The sequence below is a fragment of the Cutibacterium sp. KBN10P07758 genome (genome assembly GCF_050286205.1).
Taxonomy (GTDB): Bacteria; Actinomycetota; Actinomycetes; order Propionibacteriales; family Propionibacteriaceae; genus Cutibacterium; species Cutibacterium acnes.
Window position 1 is genome coordinate 531,601 of the sequence record NZ_JBNNQV010000001.1, and the last position, 21,418, is coordinate 553,018.

Sequence of the window (21,418 nt, forward strand, 5' to 3'; positions counted from 1 at the left end):
CCCCCGCCTGTTACCGAGGGGCTGACGTCTTAGGAATTGCCTTGGCGACCGCGGCCACGGTGTTGTCGTCGCAGGAAATCCCCAACACAGCAGCCCAGATGGGGATGAACTCGCTGTGGTAATTGTGACCGTGGCCGCCTGGTGGGGTCGTCGCTAGGGTCATGTCGGCGGTTACCTGCCAAAAACTTGACCACGGTGTCCACAGAATGTGGGGATTGACGTCGTTGCCAGCTCTCTCGCGCATCCAGTCGGGTTCAGCCCAAATCATCTCAGGGGACCACCACGTCACTGGGTCTGAAGGATGCTGGACATAGGCAATGCGGGTGTGTGAACGCCAGGGTGGGTAGGGGGCTCCCCAGTGATCATGAGTGATTTCGCGTGGATTGCCTATGAAACGTACAACCCGGCCATTGCCAATCACTGGGACGATTTCGGGAGACCCTTCCCGTCGATGCTTTTCGAGGTCCTTCCAAATTGGTGTGAAACCGGGCGTGCCCACCCACACAGCGCCATCGACCTTCGACACCATGTCATTGATCGACGCAAAGGCTGCCTGCCCTCCGAAGGACCCCAGAGATACCCCGCTGGTGTAGAGCTTGGGACGAGTCTGCGGATCAAGTGTCTTCCAGTAGTTATAGATGATGGTGAACAGTGCTCGGGCTCCCTGCTTTGGTGATTCGCGGTCAAGGAGGAAGGCCCCGACGCTGCCTAAGTACGAGTACTGCATGGTGGCGGTGGCGCAGTCGCCGCGGGTCAAATATTCGACCGCAGACACTGACCATTCCTCCACCCAGCCGGAACCCGTGCCGTTCTGAATGACGAGCACCTTACGGTGAAACGCTCCGGTGCGAATGAGCTCAGCGAGCACGCCACGAGCCTCCGCGGTGTAATCACGTTGGGCATTGAGTCCGGCATATACCCGGATTGGCTCCTTCGCCGGTTTCCCCATGACATCGCTGATCATGGCGGCGCTCGGCCCGTCGGTGACGACGTCTTTGCCTTCTCGGCCCAGTCCGTCCCAGGTCTGGAGGGAAGCCGGGGAGCCAGACCTCAGGGGAGACGTCGGCGGGGTGCGTCCGGCTGCTGTTTGGGCATTCGTCTGTGCCATGACATGGGCGACGCCGTTGGCGGTGGTTCTCACGATGACGTTATTGGTCGCCCAGAGCAGTAAAGCCACGCTTAAAGCAACGACAACGACGGCGAGAACTGGCTGGGCGATGAAACGGTGCACACCGGTGTACAGAGTTCGGATGCCGTGAGCGATGAAACGCATAAGTAGCACTGTTGTGACGAAGAAGACGAGGCCCGTCAATACCCCGACCGTCTGCGCGAACCACACCTTACGTGGCAGCCCGACAGCGTCGGATACAGAACGTTGCTGTCGGGTGCACCATATGAACATTCCGAGCGATATAAGGGTGAGGATTGCATACCAACTACGTCGAATCCCTCGCACGGCGCTGGTCGACACTGTCACATGTAACCGAGTGATCTCTGCTAACCATCGCGAGATTCGGCCAATGAATCCGCCGATCCCGTATGCAAAGAGTGTTGATAACCACACATTGACCGCAACCATCCACCACGTCCGGGGAACCAGTGAGGGCGTTAAAGCCGTCCATAGACCGAACAGGGCAAAGATGAGGCCAACGATGCTGGCACGGCGCAGTACTTTCGCCGGCCAACTCCGGTTGGCCAGCCGAGCCGGGTACCCATGCTTAGGAACCCACGGGACGATTTGGGTAGTCAGCGCTACATCCTTCCAGTATCGACGACGTGCGGTCTTTACCTGCCATGATCGCACTCTTCCACGTTGCCCGGATAAGAAGAGCCTCGGCCTACCTTTGAGGTGGGCCGAGGCTTAACAATGTTCACACGTAGTCAGACGCCAGTGCCGGGCAGGGTTGTCGGATGATTGGGAGAGCCAGATCCCGGTTGGGACCCACCAGATGTGCCGCCGTCACCTGGCTTGCCGCTGCTTGGCCATGTCTCGCCGGTCGTGGTGAGGAACCAGTTGCGATCGAAAAAGTCCTTCGGATCGATCGTCTTCATTGCCATGGCAGTATCGATGAGTAGCTGGCGAATCTCGAGGATCTCGTCCCAGACGACTGGAGCTTCGGTCACGTGCGGGTAATCCCCGCTACCGCTCATGCGATAGTTATTGATGGCCAGCACGAACCTCTGGTCATGAGCGACCGGCCTACCCTGCCACGACAAGCCCAGGATACGCGCGCCGACCGGCCGGGAAATATCGATGGAGTACGTGACCCCAGTAACGGCGTCATAGTTGTAATCCCATACCGGCTTGCCCTGGTAATCGGCCTGAGTGTCGCCGCCTTCGCTGGCCGGAGCCGGATTGACGGCGGCCCCTTTCTTGACCTGCTTGAAGTACTTCGCGGAGTACTCCAGGTAGTCCTTGAGCTGCTTACCGGTAAGCAGGATTCCGGCCAACGTGTTGTCAAAGACGTACAGCCCGGCGATGTCCTTGATCTTGACGTCACCTTTCGGGAAGGCCGCAGTGCGGGAGAACGGTGACACCTGGGCGATGACCGGGATGCCGTTATATGTGCCGCCCTTGATCGCCTTGGCAACGGTGTCGGCCTCGACCTTGCCGATGAAGTCGAGGATCGGGGTGTCTTCGACCATCGAACGCTCAGTTGTCAGCGTCTCCGTCGAGGTGGCAACAACTGAGTTGACGTACCTGACGGTGGCCTTGTGGTCGGTCTGTAGTTGGGAGTCGGAGGCGAACTCTGTGTCCTCCTCAACATCGCGGGTGTAACGCGGCCTGACCGTGATCTGATCGTGGCGGATCGTGGCCTTGGTGGCGGAGAAGTTCAGCGGAATCGTCACTTGAGATACCGAACGAGCCCAGTAGTCGGGCTGAGTGATGACGACCTTGTGCCCTGAGATGCCGTCAACAATCTCAACGGGGTCATCCTGATGGGTGTGACCGATGACAACCAGGTCAACCTCGGGAACGGACTTTGCCAACACGGTGGCGTTATTCTCGGGCAGCCCGTGGTAAACCGGGGCAGCCTGAACTTCGGAGAGCCCGGCATGAACGAGCACGACGACGACGTCGGCACCATCTTTGCGAAGACGTACTGAGTATCGAGCGGCGGTCTTGACTGGATCAGCGATATCGACCTTGCCGACCAGATTTGCCTTGTCCCACACCATTGAGCCGGGGGTAGTGACCGCGACTATGCCAACCTTCACCTCGTGACCGGCAACGTTTTTGGTCAGCATGAGGCTGCCCTGGGTGAGGGGCTTGCCGGTCTTGACATCAATGACGTTGGCGCATAGCAGCGGGGCTTTGAGGTCGTTGTGGTAGCGGAACAATTCTGCGATCCCGTAATTGAACTCGTGATTGCCGATATTTGCAGCGTCATAACCCACCAGGTTGAAGGCGCGAGCCATGACCTCATCGTGACCGAGCTTGTCGGGTTGCTTCGCTGAAAGGTACGTCAGCGGGGTGCCCTGGATGGTGTCGCCGTTGTCGAGCATGACGACGGAGTCGGCGCCCTGCTCTGCGCGGACCTGTTTCGCGATCGTGGCCACGCGGCTCACACCCAAGGGAGCCGAGGAACGCTCCCCGAAGGCGGAAAGGCAGCGTCAGCGAAGTAATCCCAGTCGAAGACATGACCGTGGATATCGGTCGTCGCCAACACTGTGAGCGCCGCCGTGCTGAGCGTGGAGTCTGAAACTGTGGGGATCGGTGATGCGAAGGAGCGGTCAACTGCTGTCATGGCGAGTCCAGCTCCCAGCGAGCCGGCCAACAGGGCGCGGCGCGACAGGCTCGTACCAAGGGGGTTGTCATGCATAGATGGTGTCCTTCCAACGGGTTGGGAAGCGACACCATCGTTACCGAATGAGGTGAGCGTTGGGGGATAAATCGATGGATTTTTGTCGGCAACATTGTCTAGTCAGGCCTGGCGCTTTTGTAGCTGGGCCCATTCGTCACGCAGACCGACGGTGCGATGGAACACGGCGGTGTCGTGATCTGCAGCGAAGTATCCCAGTCTCTCGAATTGCACCACCTCGCCCGGAGCCACATTGGCTAGGGCCGGTTCGGCCATGACCTCGGTGAGTGTTTCGCGGGAATGTGGGTTGAGATCGTCAAGGGCTTCCCCGGTCTGCGACCCGGGAATCTCAGCGCTGAATAAGCGGTCGTACAGGTTGGCTGTCACGGGAATGGCATGGCCAGCCGAAACCCAGTGCATCGTCGATTTCACCTTGCGGCCGTCAGGGGCGGTTCCGCCGCGCGATTGCGGGTCGTAACTGGCGTGAACCTCAGCAATAGTTCCGTCAGGATTCTTAACGACGTCGGTGGCTGTCACCAGGTAGGCGCCGCGCAGGCGCACCTCATGTCCAGGGGAGAGGCGGAAGAATTTGCGGGGAGGGTCCTCGCGGAAATCATCGGCCTCAATCCAGAGCTCTCCGGTGAAGGGGACGCGACGGGTACCGTCGTCAGGATTCTCCGGATTATTGACCAGCTGGAACCATTCCACCACCGGGTTGCCGTCGTCGTCAGTCGGCCAGCCATCAAGGACAAGCTTGAGGGGGTGCAACACAGCCATGCGTCGCTGAGCGGTGGCGTTGAGCTCGCGGCGCATGAAGGACTCAAACTCCTCAATGGCCTTGACCGAGTTGTTCTTGGTAGTGCCGACGGCCTGGCAGAAGGCTCGAATGGCGGCTGCTGGGTATCCACGGCGACGCATACCGCGCAGGGTGGGCATACGCGGATCATCCCATCCGTCAACGATGTTGTTGGTTACTAGGGACTTGAGCCGGCGCTTCGAGGTGATGGTGTGGGTCAACTCGAGACGGGCAAATTCGCGCTGCTTGGGGGCAGGGCCGTCCAGGGGCAGGTGAGAAAGGAACCAGTCGTAGAGCGGACGATGACTGTTGAACTCTAGGGAGCACAACGAGTGAGTCACGCCCTCAATAGCGTCAGACTGACCATGTGCCCAGTCATAGGTGGGGTAGATGCACCACTCGGTACCGGTGGAGTGGTGGGGTTGGTGGCGGATCCGGTACATGACTGGGTCGCGCAGCCACATATTTTCGGCCTGCATATCGATGCGGGCGCGCAGGCAGCGGGAACCGTCGGGGAATTCCCCGGCACGCATCCGCCTCAGCAGGTCAAGGGATTCTTCGGCAGGACGGTTGCGATAGGGACTTTCAATGCCCGGCTTACCGTAGCCGCCGCGCTGCTCGCGGATAGTTTCGGGGGACTGGTCGTCAACGTAGGCCAGCCCCTCACGTACGAGGTATTTCGCCCACTCGTAAAGCTGCTCAAAATAGTCTGACGCGTGGACAACGTGGGCCGGGGAGTAACCTAACCACTCAATGTCTGCAACGATCGACTCGACATACTCGGTTTCCTCGGTGCCTGGATTAGTATCGTCAAGTCTCAGGTTGCAGGTGCCGCCGAAATCCTCGGCAACGCCGAAATCGGTGACGATGGCCTTGGCGTGGCCAATGTGGAGGTAGCCGTTAGGCTCAGGTGGGAACCGGGTCTGGACGCGCCCGCCGTAGGTGTCCTGGTGGATGTCCGCGCGAACAACCTGATGAATGAAGTCCGAGCTGGACTCAGCCGGGTTTCCAGTAGGTTCTGCCATGGCGGGAACTTTACCGGAGTCTGTCAGCGGATCCCGATAGACTTCGTGTCATCATGACTGATTTGCATCCCGCGCGCACGCGCGTTGCCCCCTCGCCCACTGGTGATCCTCACGTCGGTACGGCCTATATGGCCTTGTTCGACAAGGCATGGGCACAACGCACCGGTGGCCAGTTCGTGCTGCGCATCGAGGACACTGATCGCACTCGTCTGGTGGCGGGTTCGGAGGATCAGATTTATCAGACACTCGAGTGGCTGGGGTTATCTCCTGACGAGTCCCCGCTCGTCGGTGGCCCGTATGAGCCGTACAAGCAGTCTGAGCGGTTAGACACGTACAAACCGCTCGTTGAGAAACTCATCGAGTCCGGTCACGCCTATCGTTGCTGGTGCTCCCAGGAGAGGCTCAAGCAGTTGCGCGAGGAGCGTGCTGCGGCGAAGTCGCCGGAGACCGGTTACGACCGGATGTGCCTGGGGATGTCGAAAGAGGAAAGAGCTAAACTGCCAGGTTTCACCGAGACCCCGGTGGTTCGGATGCTTATTCCTGAGGATGTCGATCTGGAGTTTGATGACCTTATCCGGGGCACGGTGCGTGCTCCTCGTCCTGACGATCAGGTGATCCTCAAAGCTGACGGGTTCCCGACTTACCACATGGCCGTCGTCGTTGACGATCATCTGATGGGTATCGATACCGTTGTGCGCGGTGAGGAATGGATTTCGTCGACGCCCAAGCATCTATTGCTTTACAAGTGGCTGGGATGGGAAGCGCCGAGGTTCGCTCATATGCCCCTGCTGCGTAATACTGATAAATCCAAGATTTCTAAGCGTAAGAACCCGGCTGCTCGGCTGATGTGGTTCCGTGAGCAAGGCTATCTTCCTGAGGCGTTGCGTAATTTCCTTCAATTGTTGGCCTACCCGACGGTTGCTGAGGGCCAGGAAATGGAGGACTTTGATTCCTTCGTGTCCCGGTTCGATTGGGGAGACGTTTCTACAGGCGGCCCGGTCTTCGACGTCACTAAATTGGACTGGCTCAACGGTCAGTACATTCGCAGCCTTGACGCTGAGGTCCTCACTGATCGTGTGCTCGACTACGCCGACCAGATGGGCCAGGCGCGACAAGTTCTGGGTCGTGATCTGACCCAGGAGGATCGCTGTGTCATTTACGCCGCGATGCCGCTAGTTCGGGAAAGATTAACGTTGTTGTCCGAGGCTCTGCCCAAGCTGGCCTTCCTGCTGACTGACGACGACGCCCTGGTCTTCGATGGGGATTCTGTGGCCAAGCTCAAGGCAGGAGCCGACGACATCCAGCATGCCGCTGTTGAGGTGCTCAAGGGACTTGATGATTTCTCCGCTGACGCTATCCAAGCTGCCTTGCGCGCCCGACTGTGCGACGAGATGGGCATCAAGCCCCGCCTAGCCTTTGCGCCGGTTCGGGTGGCCGTGACTGGTTCGCGGGTGTCCCCGCCGCTGTTCGAGGCGATGGAGATTCTGGGCAAGGAGTCGACTCTTCGTCGTATGCAAAGGTTCGAGGCTGAGATAGACCAGAAGTAATGACTGAACACGGGGAGACGGGGGTTGTGCTGCGGCGTCATCCACTTCTGCGACGCCCAATAGTGTGGTTCTGGGTGCTCGTCACCTGTTATTGGGCGTTGGTGTGGCGAACGCCTGTGTGGGATATCGATGATTTGTATTTCGCCACCCGATCTGGTACTCCCGGCGGGCGTATTGACTGGGCGGATTTTGCGCGGCTCACCGTCTGCGATCTGGTAGAGCGCAATGGTCGTTTCTCGGACATGATGGTGCAACTCGTCATGGCGATGGGGGGATGGATTCGCGTTCCCCTCATACTCTCGTCTGTGACGGCGTCGCTGGCACTATGGCTCATGGTGCGAGGCCTTATTCGAGATCTACGGGAAGTAGTGTCGCCCGGTGCTGACCTTTTAGCAGGCATCGGTGCATTTCTCGCACCAATGGCCGTGATTGGGTTCGAGCCACATATGGGTGGGGATACAATCATGTTCATTGCTGCGAACATCGGCTATATGTGGAGTCTAGCGCTCGGTATCGTTTCTATCCTTCTGCTGTGGTCCCAGCGGGGACCGAATGTCGACCACGGCTGGGTTTTGTGGATAGCGGTGGTGCTGTCATGTGTAGCAAGCATTCACCATGAATTGAATGCGCCGGGAATCGTCGGAGCAATTGTTGCCATGGCTCTCATAACACCTGCTGGGAAATGGACTACTCGGTGGGCGGTGGCTCTGATCGTGGCGGCTGTGGGAAATGCCGCGAGAATGGGAATGCCGGGTTTGTGGGCACGTCGTCACCGAGTGGGAGACCCATATCCGTACCCGAAATCAACCGGGGAGATTCCCAAACGAGTGTCATTCATCGTCCACTCCGTCAGTCATTCGCTCAGCAATTACCCGGTCGTGTTCTTTGCGATCGTGCTGTCAGTTATCGCTCTGTGCCTGGTAGTCATGAGGCGCGGATTCCACCGCCGCGCTATCGGGATCCTGCTCGCCCTGTTCTGTGTGGCATCTGTCGGGCTAGCCGCGGCCAGCCTGCGAATTATTACGGTACTCGCGCAACGAAAGCTCGTGGGAGATATTCGACTGTACTTCTCGGCCACCGGAGTGCTGAGCGGGGTGTGCTTCGGCATCGTGATGGCGATCCTTGTAGTGCTCACAGTGATGATTGCTCGGATACCGGGATGCGGCATGGTGGGGGTGTCGACGGGCGCGGCGTTTGGTTACTATGCGCTGCCGTTGATTCAAGGTTCTCCAGGGGGACGAACGTCCTTCCTCGGCCTAGTGGTTTTTACCGTGAGTGCGCTGATATGGGCATGGGCTGCAGTCGGGCTGATGCGGGGTGGCACAACCCAGGGCGACAGCTGTATTCCAGCCTCGGAATCTGGCGCGCGAGTTATGGCGGTATCGGAGACGCAACTCGCGACGGTTCTGGCTATGGTTACTACCGCGTCATGTCTGGGTACCGGCCCATTGGGAGCGTGGGAGATGCTCGAGGGAGCGACACTCAACGGTAGTGTCTGGCGAGCGGTCAACGCCCAGCTAGACGCGGCACGCCGTGGGGAGCGCGACACAGTCGTCGTCCCGAAGGCGCTGCCCGCCCCAGACTGGTTGCCCGACTATGCGGGCCGCCGTGGAACCACCGAGGCCCGCCTTCATCAGTATTACGACCTCCCGAAGAACGTCACCGTGGTGCGTCGCTGAGAGCGCCGTCAAGGACTTCGCGGAGGGACGTGACGAGAATCCGAATGTGCTCGTCAGTGTGACGTGCCGTGAGACAAATACGCAGGATGGCGTCGCCCCTCGCGACTGCGGGGTAGCGGATTGCACCGACCATGAGGCCGCGACGAGCCAGCTCTTCCTGAGCTGCGACAGCACGAGATTCCGGTCCCACGGGGATCCGGATAATCGGGCCGCGATCATGGGCGGCCGAGGGCGGGATGAGGTCGGCTTCGGCCAGGAGGAGACGTGCCTGGGCGACGTTAGCTTGAAGACTACAGACCCGACGTGTGTCAGTTCGTAGGTACTCCACGGCTGCGGCCACGCCTGCCGCGACGACAGGGGAAGGGGCGCTGGAAAACACGTACCCTCGTGCGCAGTTGCGCATCAGGGTAGCCAGAGTCTCGTCGACGCATGCGAAACCACCCTCGACTCCGAGAGCTTTGCTTGCTGTTCCCAACAAGACGTCGGGTCGTTGTGATGCCGGGAGTTCTTCGGTCGCGCCGCGGCCAGTAGGCCCGACCGTACCAATCCCATGAGCATCGTCGACGACAACCAGAGCACCATGGCGGTGGGCAATCTCGACGAGCTCGCCGACAGGGGCGACGTCGCCGCCCATGGAGTAGACGCCTTCGGTGAGTACGAGCGCCCTGTCGGTCGTGACGCAATCAAGGGCTGTGTCGATAGCGTCGAGGTCGGCGTGGGGGACGACGACGGTGCGCGCTCGCGCCAAGCGGCACCCGTCGATCAGGCTGGCATGGTTCTCAGCATCAGAAATGACGGTGACGTGAGGGTCGGCAAGCAACTGTATGGTCGCGATGTTGGCCTGGTAGCCGCTGGCCATGAACACGGCCTGCGGGTATCCCAACCATGCGGCGATCTCATGTTCAGCCTGGTGGTGAGCTACGGAAGTGCCCGTCGTGAGGCGAGAGCCACCCGAACTACTCCCGAGCCTTCTGACAGTGTTGTTCATAGCCTGCTGAACCTTAGGCTCGGTCGACAGGCCGAGGTAGTCCGATGAGGAGAACAGCAAGGCAGGCCCGTCGGTTGTGACGGCGTCAGGATCCTGGGCAGAACAGAAGGTGCGGGGACGGCGCTCGAGGCCAGCAGCGCGCCATGCGTTGAGACGGCCGCAGAGGTGACCATGCCAGGAGGTCGCTTTCTGGCTGCTGGCCGTGGCAGGGCCGATAAGAACGGGGTGGTTTTCGAGCCACGTGGTGATCGTGGTCGGGTCGGCACGTGCCGTATCGACGAGGATGACGCGTCCACCATTGGGGTCGCCGTCAGCTTTGACGTTGGTCACCGTCGTGTAGACCCCGTCGACACAAACGTAGCCGCGGGTGTAATGGGGGTCGTCGGAAATGCAGAATTCCGCCAGTACTCCTGGTGCGGCTGCGACTTTGCTAGCCAACAACACGGCTTCATGATGGTGTTTCTTGTGTGCCAAAGACGCTCCCGGGGCCGATTCGGTGAGATCTCCGAACTTCGTAACTCGCACCCCACGCAGAGGGTCGGCCTCTAACCGACGGTCAGTTCCCGCTTCAACCATGGCAGCTCCTCGCATGGTTGGGCCTTCGGTGAGAACACGCAGTGCTTCGGCAGGATGGGGGACGAAGCGGGATAAGACGTCGACAAAGTACTGGCGAGCCGCCACGGGATCAGGACATTCCTTAAGCTCAGTGGGAAGAGCAGGAATGATGGTGGGCTCGACGTCGAGTTGATCCAGACTGACTCGCACCTGCCGGGCTTTGACGGTATGCCCCGGCGCAAGGGCACGTTGTGTTAGACCGGCCACGGTCTGCTCGATCATTCCCGGTGCAACGAGTGACTCGGCTCCGCTGACGTGATAGGGCTCGTCATCGAGGGTCCCAGTGGCTCTCATGCGCACACTCCACCAGGCCACAGTTGTGGGGTTTTGCGATGACATTGGCGACTCCTCGGCGTTGGCAACCGGATAACAATTGAACACCATTCAATTGCCGAGTCGTTGTTGGGGTCTGACGGTCCTGATTTGCCTTGCTGGTTTGTCGGTGACACACTGTAGAAGTTGCTCCGAACGGGGTTGTAGTGCGCCCCGCCCAATGATCTTTCGAGGTCGGGCCCGGCCACTGCAGCCATACGGTAGAGGTGTCACCACCAAGGTGAGTCCGCTGCCGGGCCCATGGAAGCGGGTCAGTATCGGATGACTGCCGACAAATCCACAGTGTTCACGGGGTCCTCGACGGCTAGTGAGCGGTGGTGTTCTGCGGTTTGCGATGCGCGACACACCCGAGCGCGTGGGTCGGAGGGGAGCGACGTGACCTTGCGGTTTCCGGATCTGCGGGATCGTGAGGTTGGGACCAATGAGGAGTTCGCTCCTCACGCCGGAACCCTCTGGGCGTACCGGACTCCCACGTCAGGGAATCTTGGACGCGGCAGAGACGAGTAGAAGGAACAACTGTGGCGGGACAAAAGATCCGCATCAGGCTGCGGGCCTACGACCACGAGGTCATCGACTCGTCGGCGCGCAAGATCGTCGACACGGTGACCCGCACGGGCGCTAAGGTCGCCGGCCCGGTGCCGCTACCGACCGAGAAGAACGTGTTCTGTGTGATCCGTTCGCCCCACATGTACAAGGACAGCCGCGAGCACTTCGAGATGCGCACCCACAAGCGGCTCATCGACATTCTCGAGCCGACCCCAAAGACAGTCGATTCGCTGATGCGTCTTGACCTGCCGGCTGGTGTCGACATCGAGATCAAGCTTCCGTGAGGTTGAGCACCATGACCAATGAACGCACTGTCAAGGGCGTGCTGGGCACCAAGCTCGGCATGACCCAGCTGTGGGACGAGCACAATAGGCTCGTTCCCGTGACCGTCATCCAAGCCGGACCGTGTGTCGTCACTCAGGTGCGCACGCCCGAGACTGATGGCTACTCCGCCGTCCAGCTTGGCTACGGGGCCGTCAAGGCGAAGAACGTCACCAAGCCGGAGGCTGGCCACTTCGAGAAGGCTGGTGTGACCCCTCGACGTCACCTCGTCGAGTTGCGCACCGCCGACGCCTCCGAATACACCCTGGGCCAGGAGATCGCTGCTGACGTGTTCTCCGAGTCCGATTTCGTCGACGTCACCGCCACCAGCAAGGGCAAGGGCACCGCTGGCGTCATGAAGCGTCACGGTTTCGGTGGTTTGCGTGCTACCCACGGTGTGCACCGCAAGCACCGCTCGCCAGGCTCCATCGGCGGCTGCTCGACGCCAGGCAAGGTCATTAAGGGCCTCCGCATGGCCGGCCGCATGGGTGTCGAGCGCGTGACTGTCCAGAACCTGCAGGTTCACTCCGTCGACGCCGAGCGCGGGATCATGCTGGTCCGCGGCGCGGTTCCCGGCCCGAAGGGTTCCCTGCTCGTCGTCCGCAGTGCCGCCAAGAAGGCCGCCAAGAATGGGGATGCCGCATGAACGAGACCAAGACCATCGACGTCCTTGACGTCAAGGGTAAGAAGGCCGGATCGGCCGAGCTTCCCGGTGACCTCTTCGACGTGAATACCAACATTCCGCTGATTCATCAGGTCGTCGTCGCCCAGCTTGCGGCTGCTCGTCAGGGCACCCACGCTACGAAGACCCGTGGCCAGGTCTCTGGCGGCGGCAAGAAGCCGTGGCGCCAGAAGGGCACCGGTCGTGCTCGTCAGGGTTCGACTCGTGCACCGCAGTGGGTCGGTGGCGGCACCGTTCACGGTCCGCAGCCGCGTTCCTACGCTCAGCGCACCCCTAAGAAGATGGTGGGCGCTGCTTTGCGTGGGGCCCTGTCTGATATGGCTCGCGACAACCGCATCTTCGTCGTGACCTCGCTGGTTGACGGTGACAAGCCCTCGACTAAGCAGGCCAAGGCTGTGCTGTCCGGTCTGGCTGAGCTTCGTAAGGTGCTCGTCGTCCTGGACCGCAGCGACGAAATCGACTGGTTATCGGTGCGTAACCTCTCCGAGGTTCACGTTCTGGCTGCCGATCAGCTCAACACCTATGACGTCGTCAACGCCCGGACCATCGTGTTCAGCCAGGCTGGCCTCGACGCTTTCGTCGGTGCCCGCAGCGCTAATACCCAGGCCTTGTCCGCTGAACCTGAGGTCCCTGAGACCAATGTTGCCGATCAGCACCCCTACGGTGAGGACTCCTTCCGTGGTGACAACCCGCCGGCTGGTTTCGACATCAAGGGCAACGAGGACTCCATGAAGTTCCACGAGCCGTCATCTCCGTGGTACGGGCGCACCATCGCTGAGGTGTGGTTCCGTTCCGCCGCGGCTGCTGAGGCCGCTGGCTTCGTCAACGCCGTTAAGTCCGACTCCGAGAAGGAGGACGCCAAGTGAGCGAGCTGAAGATCCGAGATCCCCGGGACATCATCCTCGCCCCGGTCGTCTCCGAGAAGAGCTACGGTCTGCTCGACCAGAACACCTACACGTTCGTGGTCAAGCCGACTGCTAATAAGACCGAGATCAAAATTGCGATCGAGCAGATCTTCGGTGTGAAGGTCACCTCGGTGAACACGATGAATCGCAAGGGGAAGGTACGCCGCACTCGCACTGGCGTGGGTAAGCGTCCCGACACCAAGCGCGCCATCGTGACTGTTGCCGAGGGTGATCGCATCGACATCTTCACCGGCCCGGTCGCCTGAGCCGCGAGAGAAGGAACGAAGTACCAATGGGTATCCGCAAGTACAAGCCCACCACTCCGGGCCGTCGCGGCTCGAGCGTGTCGGACTTCGTCGAGCTCACCCGCTCGACTCCTGAGAAGTCCCTGCTCGTTGCCAAGCCCAAGACGGGTGGTCGCAACAACACAGGCCGCATTACCACCCGTCACATTGGTGGTGGACATAAGCAGGCCTACCGCATCATTGATTTCAAGCGTTACGACAAGGACGGCGTGCCGGCCAAGGTTGCTCACATTGAGTATGACCCGAACCGCACCGCTCGTATCGCTCTGCTCCACTACGCCGACGGCGAGAAGCGTTACATCATCGCCCCTGACGGTGTTGGCCAGGGAACCGTCGTGGTGTCCGGCCCTGAGGCTGACATCAAGCCGGGTAATAACCTGCCGCTGCGCAACATTCCGGTCGGTACCACGGTTCACGCTGTGGAGCTGCGTCCGGGCGGTGGCGCCAAGATGGGTCGCTCCGCCGGGGCGTCGGTGCAGTTGGTCGCTCGCGAGGGTAAATACGCCACTGTGCGTCTTCCCTCAGGTGAGATGCGCATGGTCGACATTCGCTGCCGCGCCACCATCGGTGAGGTCGGTAATGCCGAGCAGATCAACATCAACTGGGGTAAGGCTGGCCGTAACCGCTGGAAGGGCATTCGCCCGACCGTTCGCGGTGTGGTCATGAACCCGATCGACCACCCGCACGGTGGTGGCGAGGGCCGTACCTCCGGCGGTCGTCACCCAGTGAGCCCTTGGGGTAAGCCCGAGGGTCGCACCCGTAACAAGAAAAAGGCGAGCAGCCGTCTCATCGTGCGTCGCCGCAAGTCCGGCAAGAAGCGCTGATTGGGAGTCTGAGACATGCCACGCAGTCTGAAGAAGGGCCCCTTCGTCGACGAGCATCTGGCCAAGAAGGTCACTGCCCAGAACGAGGCGGGCACACACAACGTCATTAAGACCTGGTCGCGTCGCTCCATGGTCACCCCCGACATGATCGGGCACACCATCGGCGTGCATGACGGCCGCAAGCACGTCCCGGTTTTCGTGACCGAATCGATGGTTGGGCACAAGCTCGGAGAGTTCGCCCCGACCAGGACCTTCAAGGGTCACGTGAAGGACGATAAGAAGGCGCGCAGGCGCTGACGAGAGGGATCTGATTCATGAGCAAAACTGAGAGGCCCAGCCGTCGCGCCGCCCTGCTCGGCGATCGACCCGGCTCGTACGCTATTGCGCGTCACGTCCGGATGAGCGCCAGCAAGTGCCGTCGTGTTATCAACCTGGTTCGCGGTATGGACGCCGTTGATGCAGTGACCATGCTGAAGTTCCAGCCGCAGGCCGCGGCCGAGCCGATTCGCAAGGTTATTGCCTCAGCCATGGCCAACGCCGAGCAGACCGAGGGCCTGCGTGCCGACGACCTGTACATTTCGCAGGCCTTTGTCGACGAGGGCATCACCATGCGCCGCATCCGTCCTCGCGCCAAGGGATCCGCTAGCCGGATTCTGAAGCGCTCCGCTCACATCACCGTGGTTGTTGAGCCCAAGGAAGCCCGTCAGGCCCGTAAGAAGGCCAAGTCGGGACGTCCAGCAGCTGCAGCCAAGTCCGAGACCGAGAAGGGAGCCTGACATGGGCCAGAAAATCAATCCCCATGGTTTCCGTCTCGGTGTGACGACCGATCACAAGACCCGCTGGTACGCCGAGAAGCAGTACGCCGAGCTCGTGGGTGAGGATGTCAAGATCCGAGAGTGGCTCCACAAGAATCTGGAGCGCGCCGGTCTTTCGTCCATCGAGATCGAGCGTCGCTCCGAGCGCGTGACCATTTTTCTTTACGCCGCTCGCCCGGGCATCGTTATCGGGCGCAATGGCGCGGAGGCCGAGCGCGTGCGCGGTGAGCTCGAAAAGCTCACCGGCAAGCAGATCCAGCTGAATATCCTCGAGGTCAAGAGCCCTGAGACTGACGCTCAGCTGGTCGCACAGGGAATCGCCGAGCAGCTTGCTGCCCGTGTCGCTTTCCGTCGCGCCATGCGCAAGGCTCAGCAGTCCGCCATGAACGCCGGCGCTCTTGGTATTCGTATCAAGTGCTCCGGACGTCTGGGGGGCGCTGAGATGAGCCGTTCCGAGGGCTATCGCGAAGGCCGTGTGCCGCTGCACACCCTGCGCGCTGACATCGACTACGGCTTCTTCGAGGCCCGCACCACCTTCGGCCGCATTGGCGTCAAGGTGTGGATTTATAAGGGCGACGTCACCGGCACTCGCGCGGAGCGCGCTGCCCAGAAGGCTGCTCGCCAGGCTGCCCAGGGCGGTCGTGGTGGACGCGGTGGAAACCGTCGTGGCCGGGGCGATCGTCCTGACCGTCGCGGTGGACGGCGTCGCGCCGAGGCCGCCAAGCAGTCTGCTGAGACTCCGGCCCCGCAGACCGAGAACGCAGGAGCCTGACATGTTGATTCCTCGTCGAGTGAAGTACCGTAAGCAGCACCATCCCAAGCGGACCGGCGCTGCTAAGGGTGGCACCCAGTTGGCCTTTGGTGACTATGGCATTCAGGCCACCGAGGGTGGGTACCTGACTAACCGTCAGATCGAGGCTGCCCGTATTGCCATGACCCGCTACATCAAGCGTGGTGGAAAGGTGTGGATCAACGTCTACCCGGACCGCCCGATGACCAAGCACCCTGCCGAGTCCCGCATGGGTTCCGGTAAGGGCACGCCTGAGTGGTGGATCGCCAACATCAAGCCTGGACGAGTTCTCTTCGAACTGTCGGGTGTGCCGGAGGACGTGGCCCGCGAGGCCATGCGTCTGGCCATCCACAAGCTGCCGATGAAGGCTCGTTTCATCTCCCGTGAAGGTGGTGACAACTGATGCCGAAGCTTTCTGCTGCTGAGCTGCGCCAGCTTTCCGGTGAAGAGTTGCGCAACAAGGTTCGTGAACTGAAGGAGGAGCTGTTCGGGCTGCGTTTCCAGTCGGCCACCGGTCAGCTCGAGAATACGGCTCGCCTGCGTGAGGTCCGCAAGGATATTGCCCGGGTGTACACCGTGCTCCAGGAGCGCAACCTCAATATCGTCGACGATCCCGATTCCACTAAGGAGGCCTGAGCATGAGCGAGAACACCGCTGAGCGGACGACCCGCCGCAAGGTCCGTGAGGGACTCGTCGTGTCCGACAAGATGAACAAGACGATCACCGTCATGGTTGAGGATCGCGTCAAGCACCCGCTGTACGGCAAGGTCATGACAAAGTCCGTGCGTCTGAAGGCCCATGATGAGAACAACGAGGCCGGTATGGGTGACCGCGTTCGGATCATGGAGACCCGTCCGCTGTCGGCCACCAAGCGCTGGCGCCTCGTCGAGATCATCGAGAAGGCTAAGTGATTGGTTGGTGAGGCGATCACCACACTGACGTCAAGGCGACCCATCCGAAAGGGTGGGTCGCCTTGTTGTGTGTGGGGACAGGGGGAGTAAGCGCCTTGGCTTGCGTTTCGTAGTTAGGCTAAGGCGGGCTAGCGTTGGAGGAGCCAACCACAGCCCAGAGGATCAATCTCAAACCAACGTTTCACCTTGTCTGCCAGCCGCTTGCGTGTGCGTTATGGTTCGTTACCGGTTCTGGATATTGACGACCTGCACGTCTGCCCAGATGCTGGGGGTGGTGGCTCCTGAGGGTTGGCCCCATCCACGTCACGACCCACGCGGCCATCTTTGATGAGTCAACGCGACGACTGGCAATTTGTCGCGACGAGAGTTAAACTGCTGAAGTTGTCCTGCGACTGTGCCCACCTTTAAGCACAGTGCGGAGCCCCGACTCTGCGGAGTCGAAGGTTACCGTGCGCCGCCCGAGGGTGGCGGGACCTCTCGCGGATGACAGCCGCGTACCCCCTGAGGTGCGGGTTACCCTCTGGCAAAATCCAGGGGGTTCGTGTTCAACAGTCCTACCAGGCCCGGGAGGGAACCAGTGGGACAAAGGAGAAGACATGATCCAGCAGGAGACGCGACTCAAGGTCGCCGACAACACTGGTGCGAAGGAGCTTCTTTGCATCCGTGTTCTCGGTGGATCGAAGCGTCGCTACGCCTACCTCGGTGACACCATCGTGTGCACCGTCAAGGATGCCATCCCCGGCGGAAACGTGAAGAAGGGCGAGGTCGTCAAGGCCGTCGTCGTTCGGACCGTCAAGTCGCACCGCCGTCCGGACGGGTCCTACATCAAGTTCGACGAGAACGCTGCCGTCCTCCTTAAGGGAGACGGGGAGCCTCGTGGTACCCGTATCTTCGGCCCCATCGCCCGCGAGCTGCGTGAGAAGAAGTTCATGCGCATCGTCTCGCTTGCCCCGGAGGTGATCTGAATGAAGTCGCTCAAGATCAAGAAGGGTGACCGCGTCAAGGTCATCGCTGGCAACGACAAGGGTGCCATCGGCGAGGTCCTCTCGGTGGACCCGGCCCGTGAGCGCGTCGTCGTCGAGGGTGTGAACATTCGTAAGCATCATCGTCGCGACATGCCCACCCCACAGGGCGGCACCACTAAGGGCGGCATCATCTCGTCTGAGGCTCCGATCCACGTTTCGAACGTTCAGCTCGTGACCAAGATCGACGGCAAGGACGTCGTGACTCGCGTCGGTTACCGTCGCGTGGACGTCACCAAGCGTCGCCCCGACGGCTCTGAGTACGCCGCCCAGCGCAGCGTCCGCTACCTCAAGAAGGAGGAGGCCAAGTGAGCACCGACGCTATCGCGCACGAGATGCCTCGTCTGAAGAAGCAGTACCGCGAGCAGATTCGCGCTGCCATGCAGGAGGAGTTCGGCTACCGTAACCCGATGCTCATCCCCGGTCTCGAAAAGATCGTGGTGAATATGGGCGTCGGTGATGCCGCTCACGACTCCAAGGTTATGGATGGTGCTATTCGCGACATCACCGCCATCACCGGTCAGAAGCCGCAGGTTACTAAGGCTCGCAAGTCCATCGCTCAGTTCAAGCTGCGCGAGGGACAGCCGATCGGCTGCCACGTCACCCTTCGCGGGGACCGCATGTGGGAGTTTGCCGACCGTCTGCTGACCCTGGCCCTGCCGCGCATCCGCGACTTCCGTGGTCTCAACTCGAACCAGTTCGACGGCAAGGGTAACTACACCTTCGGCCTGTCCGAGCAGGTTATGTTCCTCGAGATTGACCAGGACAAGATCGACCGCATCCGTGGCATGGACATCACTTTCGTGACCACCGCGCAGACCAACGAGGAGGGCAAGGCCCTGCTCAAACACCTGGGATTCCCGTTCAAGGCGAAGGATGATCCGAAGAAGGCGAAGACCAAGCGCGGTCCCGCCTACTACGCCAAGAAGAAGAAGAAGTGAGGATCTGATGGCCAAGACAGCTCTGAAGGTCAAGGCGGCCCGCAAGCCCAAGTTCGGTGTCCGTGCTTACACCCGTTGCCAGCGCTGCGGTCGTCCGCACTCGGTGTACCGCAAATTCGGTCTATGCCGAATCTGCCTGCGTGAGATGGCCCACGCCGGTCAGCTCCCGGGTGTCACCAAGTCTTCTTGGTGACCGCGCGTCCGTCTAAGGATGCTGATCCACGGGCCCGATAAGGCCCCGGCGGGTTGGTAACCCGCCCCATACCTACCTGAACAACACAGAAGGTCCCGAGCCGGTCCCCACGGAGGCGGCATTCAGGGAAACCGTTGTGAGAAAGAGGCCAAACCAGCCATGACCATGACTGACCCCATCGCAGACATGCTGACCCGTCTGCGCAACGCCAACCAGGCGTACCACGACCAGACGTCGATGCCTCACTCGAAGATTAAGGCGGGAATCGCCGGTATCCTCAAGTCCGAGGGCTACATCGCCGACTATAAGGTCAACGAACCCAAGGAGGGCGAGGTCGGCAAGACCCTGACCCTCACCCTCAAGTACGGCGAGAACCGCGAGCGTTCGATCGCTGGCGTCCGTCGTATCAGCAAGCCCGGACTTCGCGTTTACGCCAAGTCCACCGCCCTGCCGAAGGTACTCGGCGGCCTGGGCATCGCTATCATCTCCACTTCTCAGGGGCTGCTCACTGACAAGCAGGCCCATGAGAAGTCCGTGGGCGGGGAAGTCCTCGCCTACGTGTGGTGACCGTCGACGAGACAGATAGGAGTAATCAATGTCGCGCATTGGCAGGCTTCCCATCGCCGTCCCGTCCGGTGTCGAGGTGAAGCTTGATGGGCAGTACGTGGAGGTGAAGGGTCCCAAGGGAACCCTGAACTTCACCGTTCGCGAACCCATCACCGTGAGCAAGAATGATGAGGGCGCGATCCTCGTTGAGCGTCCCGACGATGAGCGTGAGAATCGCTCATTGCACGGGCTGACTCGCACCCTCATCAACAATATGGTCATTGGTGTGACCGAGGGCTACGAGAAGAAGCTGGAGATCCAGGGCGTGGGTTACCGCGTGCTGTCCAAGGGCCCCAAGCAGCTCGAGTTCAATCTCGGTTTCTCACACCCGGTGATCGTCGACGCCCCGGAGGGAATCACCTTCGCCGTCGAGAACCCCACAAAGTTCTCGGTTCAGGGCATTGACAAGCAGGTCGTGGGAGAGACCGCGGCCAACATCCGCAAGATCCGCAAGCCGGAGCCCTACAAGGGCAAGGGCGTGCGTTACGAGGGCGAGAACGTCCGTCGCAAGGTTGGAAAGGCAGGTAAGTGACATGGCAAGCACCCTGACTGTTCGCAAGAGCCTGTCCGACCGCGCCAAGGCACGTGCTCGTCGCCAGGCCCGTGGTCGCAAGAAGATCTTCGGGACCGTCGAGCGTCCTCGCATGGTCGTGACCCGTTCGTCGAAGCATGTCTTCGTTCAGGTTATCGACGATGTTGCCGGCAACACTCTGGTGTCGGCTTCCACTATGGAGGCCGAGCTGCGCGAGATGTCCGGAGACAAGACCGCGAAGGCGGCCCGCGTCGGCACCATCATTGGTGAGCGCGCCAAGGCTGCTGGCATTACCAAGGTCGTGTTCGACAAGGCCGGAAACCAGTACCACGGGCGGATCGCCGCGCTGGCCGATGCGGCCCGTGAGGCCGGTCTCGACTTCTGACCCACGAAAGGCAAGTGAGCAACGATGAGTGGAACCCAGCGCCGCGGTGGCGGTGCAGGTGGTGAGCGTCGTGGCCGTGACAACCGTCGTGGCCAGAACGATCGCAACCGCAATCAGAACGAATATCTCGAGCGCGTCGTGGCCATTAACCGCGTCGCCAAGGTGGTCCAGGGCGGCCGTCGCTTTAGCTTCACGGCGCTCGTCGTCGTGGGTGACGGTGAGGGCAGCGTAGGCGTCGGCTACGGCAAGGCTAAAGAGGTGCCCGCAGCTATCGCCAAGGCCGTTGAGGAAGCCAAGAAGCATTTCTTCAAGGTGCCGCTGGTCGGTCGTACTATCACCCATCCGGTGATCGGTGAGAAGGCCGCCGGTGTCGTGATGCTGCGTCCGGCTTCCCCTGGTACCGGTGTTATTGCCGGTGGCTCGGCCCGAGCTGTTCTCGAGTGTGCCGGCGTGCACGACGTGCTCGCCAAGTCCCTCGGGTCTTCCAATGCGATCAACGTGGTTCACGCCACCGTCGACGCGTTGCAGCAGCTCGAGGAGCCCGAAGAGGTCGCCCGTCGCCGCGGTAAGTCCGTTGAGGACATCGCCCCAGCAGCCATGCTGCGTGCGCGCAAGGAGGCCGACGAGGCCGCCGCTGCTGCCCGCATGGAGGAAAAGGCGGGTGTTAACTGATGAGCAAGCTGAAGATCACCCAGATCAAGTCTGGCATCGCTACCAAGCCAAATCATCGTGAGACCCTGCGCAGCCTCGGACTGAAGCGCATCGGTGACACGGTCATCAAGGAGGACCGCCCGGAGTTCCGCGGCATGGTCCGGACCGTTCGTCACCTCGTCACCATGGAAGAGGTGGACTGA

At 60.9% G+C, this 21,418-nt stretch carries 27 protein-coding genes; 22 read left to right on the top strand and 5 right to left on the bottom strand.

What is annotated here, in order from left to right:
• Window positions 1-10: 10 nt before the first annotated feature.
• The 4 genes from ACOYO3_RS02615 to ACOYO3_RS02630 all read right to left on the bottom strand — a co-directional run bounded on the left by ACOYO3_RS02615 (window position 11) and on the right by ACOYO3_RS02630 (window position 5,624).
• The gene (locus ACOYO3_RS02615; protein ID WP_002516036.1) at window positions 11-1,804 is read right to left on the bottom strand and encodes an alpha/beta hydrolase; all 1,794 of its coding nucleotides are present in this window, start codon (window positions 1,802-1,804) and stop codon (window positions 11-13) included.
• A 77-nt stretch (window positions 1,805-1,881) separates the two neighbouring features.
• On the bottom strand, window positions 1,882-3,570 hold the full coding sequence (locus tag ACOYO3_RS02620; protein ID WP_002525158.1) for a bifunctional metallophosphatase/5'-nucleotidase: 1,689 nt from the start codon (window positions 3,568-3,570) through the stop codon (window positions 1,882-1,884).
• On the bottom strand, window positions 3,567-3,824 hold the full coding sequence (locus tag ACOYO3_RS02625; RefSeq protein WP_002525157.1) for a hypothetical protein: 258 nt from the start codon (window positions 3,822-3,824) through the stop codon (window positions 3,567-3,569). The genes ACOYO3_RS02620 and ACOYO3_RS02625 overlap by 4 nt, the downstream gene beginning before the upstream one ends.
• Before the next feature lie 102 nt (window positions 3,825-3,926).
• On the bottom strand, window positions 3,927-5,624 hold the full coding sequence (locus ACOYO3_RS02630; RefSeq protein WP_002521993.1) for a glutamine--tRNA ligase/YqeY domain fusion protein: 1,698 nt from the start codon (window positions 5,622-5,624) through the stop codon (window positions 3,927-3,929).
• Between the two features lie 128 nt (window positions 5,625-5,752).
• Between ACOYO3_RS02630 and gltX the strand changes: the two genes are divergently transcribed.
• Both gltX and ACOYO3_RS02640 read left to right on the top strand, forming a co-directional pair.
• Window positions 5,753-7,171, top strand: a complete 1,419-nt coding sequence (gene gltX, locus ACOYO3_RS02635; RefSeq protein ID WP_427305914.1) for a glutamate--tRNA ligase — start codon at window positions 5,753-5,755, stop codon at window positions 7,169-7,171.
• Window positions 7,172-7,590: 419 nt separating this feature from the next.
• Window positions 7,591-8,850: a hypothetical protein gene (locus ACOYO3_RS02640; RefSeq protein WP_427305915.1), complete on the top strand. Its 1,260-nt coding sequence runs from the start codon at window positions 7,591-7,593 to the stop codon at window positions 8,848-8,850.
• Here ACOYO3_RS02640 and ACOYO3_RS02645 read toward each other — a convergent pair.
• On the bottom strand, window positions 8,831-10,747 hold the full coding sequence (locus ACOYO3_RS02645) for a 6-carboxyhexanoate--CoA ligase (protein ID WP_002525155.1): 1,917 nt from the start codon (window positions 10,745-10,747) through the stop codon (window positions 8,831-8,833). The two genes, ACOYO3_RS02640 and ACOYO3_RS02645, sit on opposite strands and share 20 nt — an antisense overlap.
• Window positions 10,748-11,304: 557 nt before the next feature.
• Between ACOYO3_RS02645 and rpsJ the strand changes: the two genes are divergently transcribed.
• The 20 genes from rpsJ (at window position 11,305) to rpmD (ending at window position 21,418) form a co-directional block, all read left to right on the top strand.
• Complete coding sequence (gene rpsJ / locus ACOYO3_RS02650) at window positions 11,305-11,616, top strand: 30S ribosomal protein S10 (RefSeq protein ID WP_060597145.1); 312 nt, start codon at window positions 11,305-11,307, stop codon at window positions 11,614-11,616.
• 11 nt (window positions 11,617-11,627) lie between these two features.
• Window positions 11,628-12,299 carry a 50S ribosomal protein L3 gene (rplC, locus tag ACOYO3_RS02655; RefSeq protein ID WP_002517578.1) on the top strand — a complete coding sequence of 224 codons (672 nt, stop codon included), beginning with the start codon at window positions 11,628-11,630 and terminating at the stop codon, window positions 12,297-12,299.
• Window positions 12,296-13,201, top strand: a complete 906-nt coding sequence (gene rplD / locus ACOYO3_RS02660) for a 50S ribosomal protein L4 (protein WP_002516089.1) — start codon at window positions 12,296-12,298, stop codon at window positions 13,199-13,201. The genes rplC and rplD overlap by 4 nt, the downstream gene beginning before the upstream one ends.
• Window positions 13,198-13,506 carry a 50S ribosomal protein L23 gene (gene rplW / locus ACOYO3_RS02665; RefSeq protein WP_002514867.1) on the top strand — a complete coding sequence of 103 codons (309 nt, stop codon included), beginning with the start codon at window positions 13,198-13,200 and terminating at the stop codon, window positions 13,504-13,506. The genes rplD and rplW overlap by 4 nt, the downstream gene beginning before the upstream one ends.
• A 26-nt stretch (window positions 13,507-13,532) precedes the next feature.
• Window positions 13,533-14,369 carry a 50S ribosomal protein L2 gene (gene rplB / locus ACOYO3_RS02670; protein ID WP_002514866.1) on the top strand — a complete coding sequence of 279 codons (837 nt, stop codon included), beginning with the start codon at window positions 13,533-13,535 and terminating at the stop codon, window positions 14,367-14,369.
• 15 nt (window positions 14,370-14,384) lie between these two features.
• A complete protein-coding gene (rpsS, locus tag ACOYO3_RS02675) occupies window positions 14,385-14,666 on the top strand; it encodes a 30S ribosomal protein S19 (RefSeq protein WP_002516048.1) in 282 nt (93 codons plus the stop codon).
• A 17-nt stretch (window positions 14,667-14,683) separates the two neighbouring features.
• Window positions 14,684-15,145 carry a 50S ribosomal protein L22 gene (gene rplV / locus ACOYO3_RS02680; protein ID WP_002515971.1) on the top strand — a complete coding sequence of 154 codons (462 nt, stop codon included), beginning with the start codon at window positions 14,684-14,686 and terminating at the stop codon, window positions 15,143-15,145.
• 1 nt (window position 15,146) lies between these two features.
• On the top strand, window positions 15,147-15,956 hold the full coding sequence (gene rpsC / locus ACOYO3_RS02685; protein ID WP_002515984.1) for a 30S ribosomal protein S3: 810 nt from the start codon (window positions 15,147-15,149) through the stop codon (window positions 15,954-15,956).
• 1 nt (window position 15,957) lies between these two features.
• Window positions 15,958-16,377, top strand: a complete 420-nt coding sequence (gene rplP, locus ACOYO3_RS02690; RefSeq protein ID WP_002516060.1) for a 50S ribosomal protein L16 — start codon at window positions 15,958-15,960, stop codon at window positions 16,375-16,377.
• Window positions 16,377-16,610, top strand: coding sequence for a 50S ribosomal protein L29 (gene rpmC, locus ACOYO3_RS02695; RefSeq protein ID WP_002514861.1), 234 nt, complete (start codon window positions 16,377-16,379; stop codon window positions 16,608-16,610). The genes rplP and rpmC overlap by 1 nt, the downstream gene beginning before the upstream one ends.
• Window positions 16,611-16,612: 2 nt before the next feature.
• Window positions 16,613-16,885, top strand: a complete 273-nt coding sequence (rpsQ, locus tag ACOYO3_RS02700; RefSeq protein ID WP_002516022.1) for a 30S ribosomal protein S17 — start codon at window positions 16,613-16,615, stop codon at window positions 16,883-16,885.
• 596 nt (window positions 16,886-17,481) lie between these two features.
• The gene (gene rplN, locus ACOYO3_RS02705; protein WP_002514859.1) at window positions 17,482-17,850 is read left to right on the top strand and encodes a 50S ribosomal protein L14; all 369 of its coding nucleotides are present in this window, start codon (window positions 17,482-17,484) and stop codon (window positions 17,848-17,850) included.
• Entirely contained in the window at window positions 17,851-18,219 is a 369-nt protein-coding gene (gene rplX / locus ACOYO3_RS02710) for a 50S ribosomal protein L24 (protein ID WP_002514858.1), read from the top strand.
• A complete protein-coding gene (gene rplE / locus ACOYO3_RS02715; RefSeq protein WP_002517568.1) occupies window positions 18,216-18,848 on the top strand; it encodes a 50S ribosomal protein L5 in 633 nt (210 codons plus the stop codon). Before rplX ends, rplE begins: the two co-directional genes overlap by 4 nt.
• A gap of 7 nt (window positions 18,849-18,855) precedes the next feature.
• Window positions 18,856-19,041, top strand: coding sequence for a type Z 30S ribosomal protein S14 (locus ACOYO3_RS02720; protein WP_002515981.1), 186 nt, complete (start codon window positions 18,856-18,858; stop codon window positions 19,039-19,041).
• 159 nt (window positions 19,042-19,200) lie between these two features.
• Entirely contained in the window at window positions 19,201-19,608 is a 408-nt protein-coding gene (rpsH, locus tag ACOYO3_RS02725; protein WP_002514855.1) for a 30S ribosomal protein S8, read from the top strand.
• 28 nt (window positions 19,609-19,636) lie between these two features.
• Window positions 19,637-20,179 (top strand): 50S ribosomal protein L6, encoded by a 543-nt coding sequence (gene rplF, locus ACOYO3_RS02730; protein WP_002516006.1) that lies wholly within the window; start codon window positions 19,637-19,639, stop codon window positions 20,177-20,179.
• Between the two features lies 1 nt (window position 20,180).
• Window positions 20,181-20,564 carry a 50S ribosomal protein L18 gene (gene rplR / locus ACOYO3_RS02735; RefSeq protein WP_002514853.1) on the top strand — a complete coding sequence of 128 codons (384 nt, stop codon included), beginning with the start codon at window positions 20,181-20,183 and terminating at the stop codon, window positions 20,562-20,564.
• Between the two features lie 24 nt (window positions 20,565-20,588).
• The gene (gene rpsE, locus ACOYO3_RS02740) at window positions 20,589-21,236 is read left to right on the top strand and encodes a 30S ribosomal protein S5 (RefSeq protein WP_002516004.1); all 648 of its coding nucleotides are present in this window, start codon (window positions 20,589-20,591) and stop codon (window positions 21,234-21,236) included.
• A complete protein-coding gene (gene rpmD, locus ACOYO3_RS02745; RefSeq protein ID WP_002514851.1) occupies window positions 21,236-21,418 on the top strand; it encodes a 50S ribosomal protein L30 in 183 nt (60 codons plus the stop codon). Before rpsE ends, rpmD begins: the two co-directional genes overlap by 1 nt.

What these genes read in the sequence shown, in the direction of transcription:
- ACOYO3_RS02625 (WP_002525157.1), bottom strand. Translation starts at nt 3,824, where the DNA reads ATGCATGACAACCCCCTTGGTACGAGCCTGTCGCGCCGCGCCCTGTTG.
- ACOYO3_RS02630 (WP_002521993.1), bottom strand. Translation starts at nt 5,624, where the DNA reads ATGGCAGAACCTACTGGAAACCCGGCTGAGTCCAGCTCGGACTTCATT.
- gltX (WP_427305914.1), top strand. Translation starts at nt 5,753, where the DNA reads ATGGCCTTGTTCGACAAGGCATGGGCACAACGCACCGGTGGCCAGTTC.
- ACOYO3_RS02640 (WP_427305915.1), top strand. Translation starts at nt 7,591, where the DNA reads ATGGCCGTGATTGGGTTCGAGCCACATATGGGTGGGGATACAATCATG.
- ACOYO3_RS02645 (WP_002525155.1), bottom strand. Translation starts at nt 10,747, where the DNA reads ATGAGAGCCACTGGGACCCTCGATGACGAGCCCTATCACGTCAGCGGA.
- rplC (WP_002517578.1), top strand. Translation starts at nt 11,628, where the DNA reads ATGACCAATGAACGCACTGTCAAGGGCGTGCTGGGCACCAAGCTCGGC.
- rplD (WP_002516089.1), top strand. Translation starts at nt 12,296, where the DNA reads ATGAACGAGACCAAGACCATCGACGTCCTTGACGTCAAGGGTAAGAAG.
- rplB (WP_002514866.1), top strand. Translation starts at nt 13,533, where the DNA reads ATGGGTATCCGCAAGTACAAGCCCACCACTCCGGGCCGTCGCGGCTCG.
- rpsS (WP_002516048.1), top strand. Translation starts at nt 14,385, where the DNA reads ATGCCACGCAGTCTGAAGAAGGGCCCCTTCGTCGACGAGCATCTGGCC.
- rplV (WP_002515971.1), top strand. Translation starts at nt 14,684, where the DNA reads ATGAGCAAAACTGAGAGGCCCAGCCGTCGCGCCGCCCTGCTCGGCGAT.
- rpsC (WP_002515984.1), top strand. Translation starts at nt 15,147, where the DNA reads ATGGGCCAGAAAATCAATCCCCATGGTTTCCGTCTCGGTGTGACGACC.
- rplP (WP_002516060.1), top strand. Translation starts at nt 15,958, where the DNA reads ATGTTGATTCCTCGTCGAGTGAAGTACCGTAAGCAGCACCATCCCAAG.
- rpmC (WP_002514861.1), top strand. Translation starts at nt 16,377, where the DNA reads ATGCCGAAGCTTTCTGCTGCTGAGCTGCGCCAGCTTTCCGGTGAAGAG.
- rpsQ (WP_002516022.1), top strand. Translation starts at nt 16,613, where the DNA reads ATGAGCGAGAACACCGCTGAGCGGACGACCCGCCGCAAGGTCCGTGAG.
- rplN (WP_002514859.1), top strand. Translation starts at nt 17,482, where the DNA reads ATGATCCAGCAGGAGACGCGACTCAAGGTCGCCGACAACACTGGTGCG.
- rplX (WP_002514858.1), top strand. Translation starts at nt 17,851, where the DNA reads ATGAAGTCGCTCAAGATCAAGAAGGGTGACCGCGTCAAGGTCATCGCT.
- ACOYO3_RS02720 (WP_002515981.1), top strand. Translation starts at nt 18,856, where the DNA reads ATGGCCAAGACAGCTCTGAAGGTCAAGGCGGCCCGCAAGCCCAAGTTC.
- rpsH (WP_002514855.1), top strand. Translation starts at nt 19,201, where the DNA reads ATGACCATGACTGACCCCATCGCAGACATGCTGACCCGTCTGCGCAAC.
- rplF (WP_002516006.1), top strand. Translation starts at nt 19,637, where the DNA reads ATGTCGCGCATTGGCAGGCTTCCCATCGCCGTCCCGTCCGGTGTCGAG.
- rplR (WP_002514853.1), top strand. Translation starts at nt 20,181, where the DNA reads ATGGCAAGCACCCTGACTGTTCGCAAGAGCCTGTCCGACCGCGCCAAG.
- rpsE (WP_002516004.1), top strand. Translation starts at nt 20,589, where the DNA reads ATGAGTGGAACCCAGCGCCGCGGTGGCGGTGCAGGTGGTGAGCGTCGT.
- rpmD (WP_002514851.1), top strand. Translation starts at nt 21,236, where the DNA reads ATGAGCAAGCTGAAGATCACCCAGATCAAGTCTGGCATCGCTACCAAG.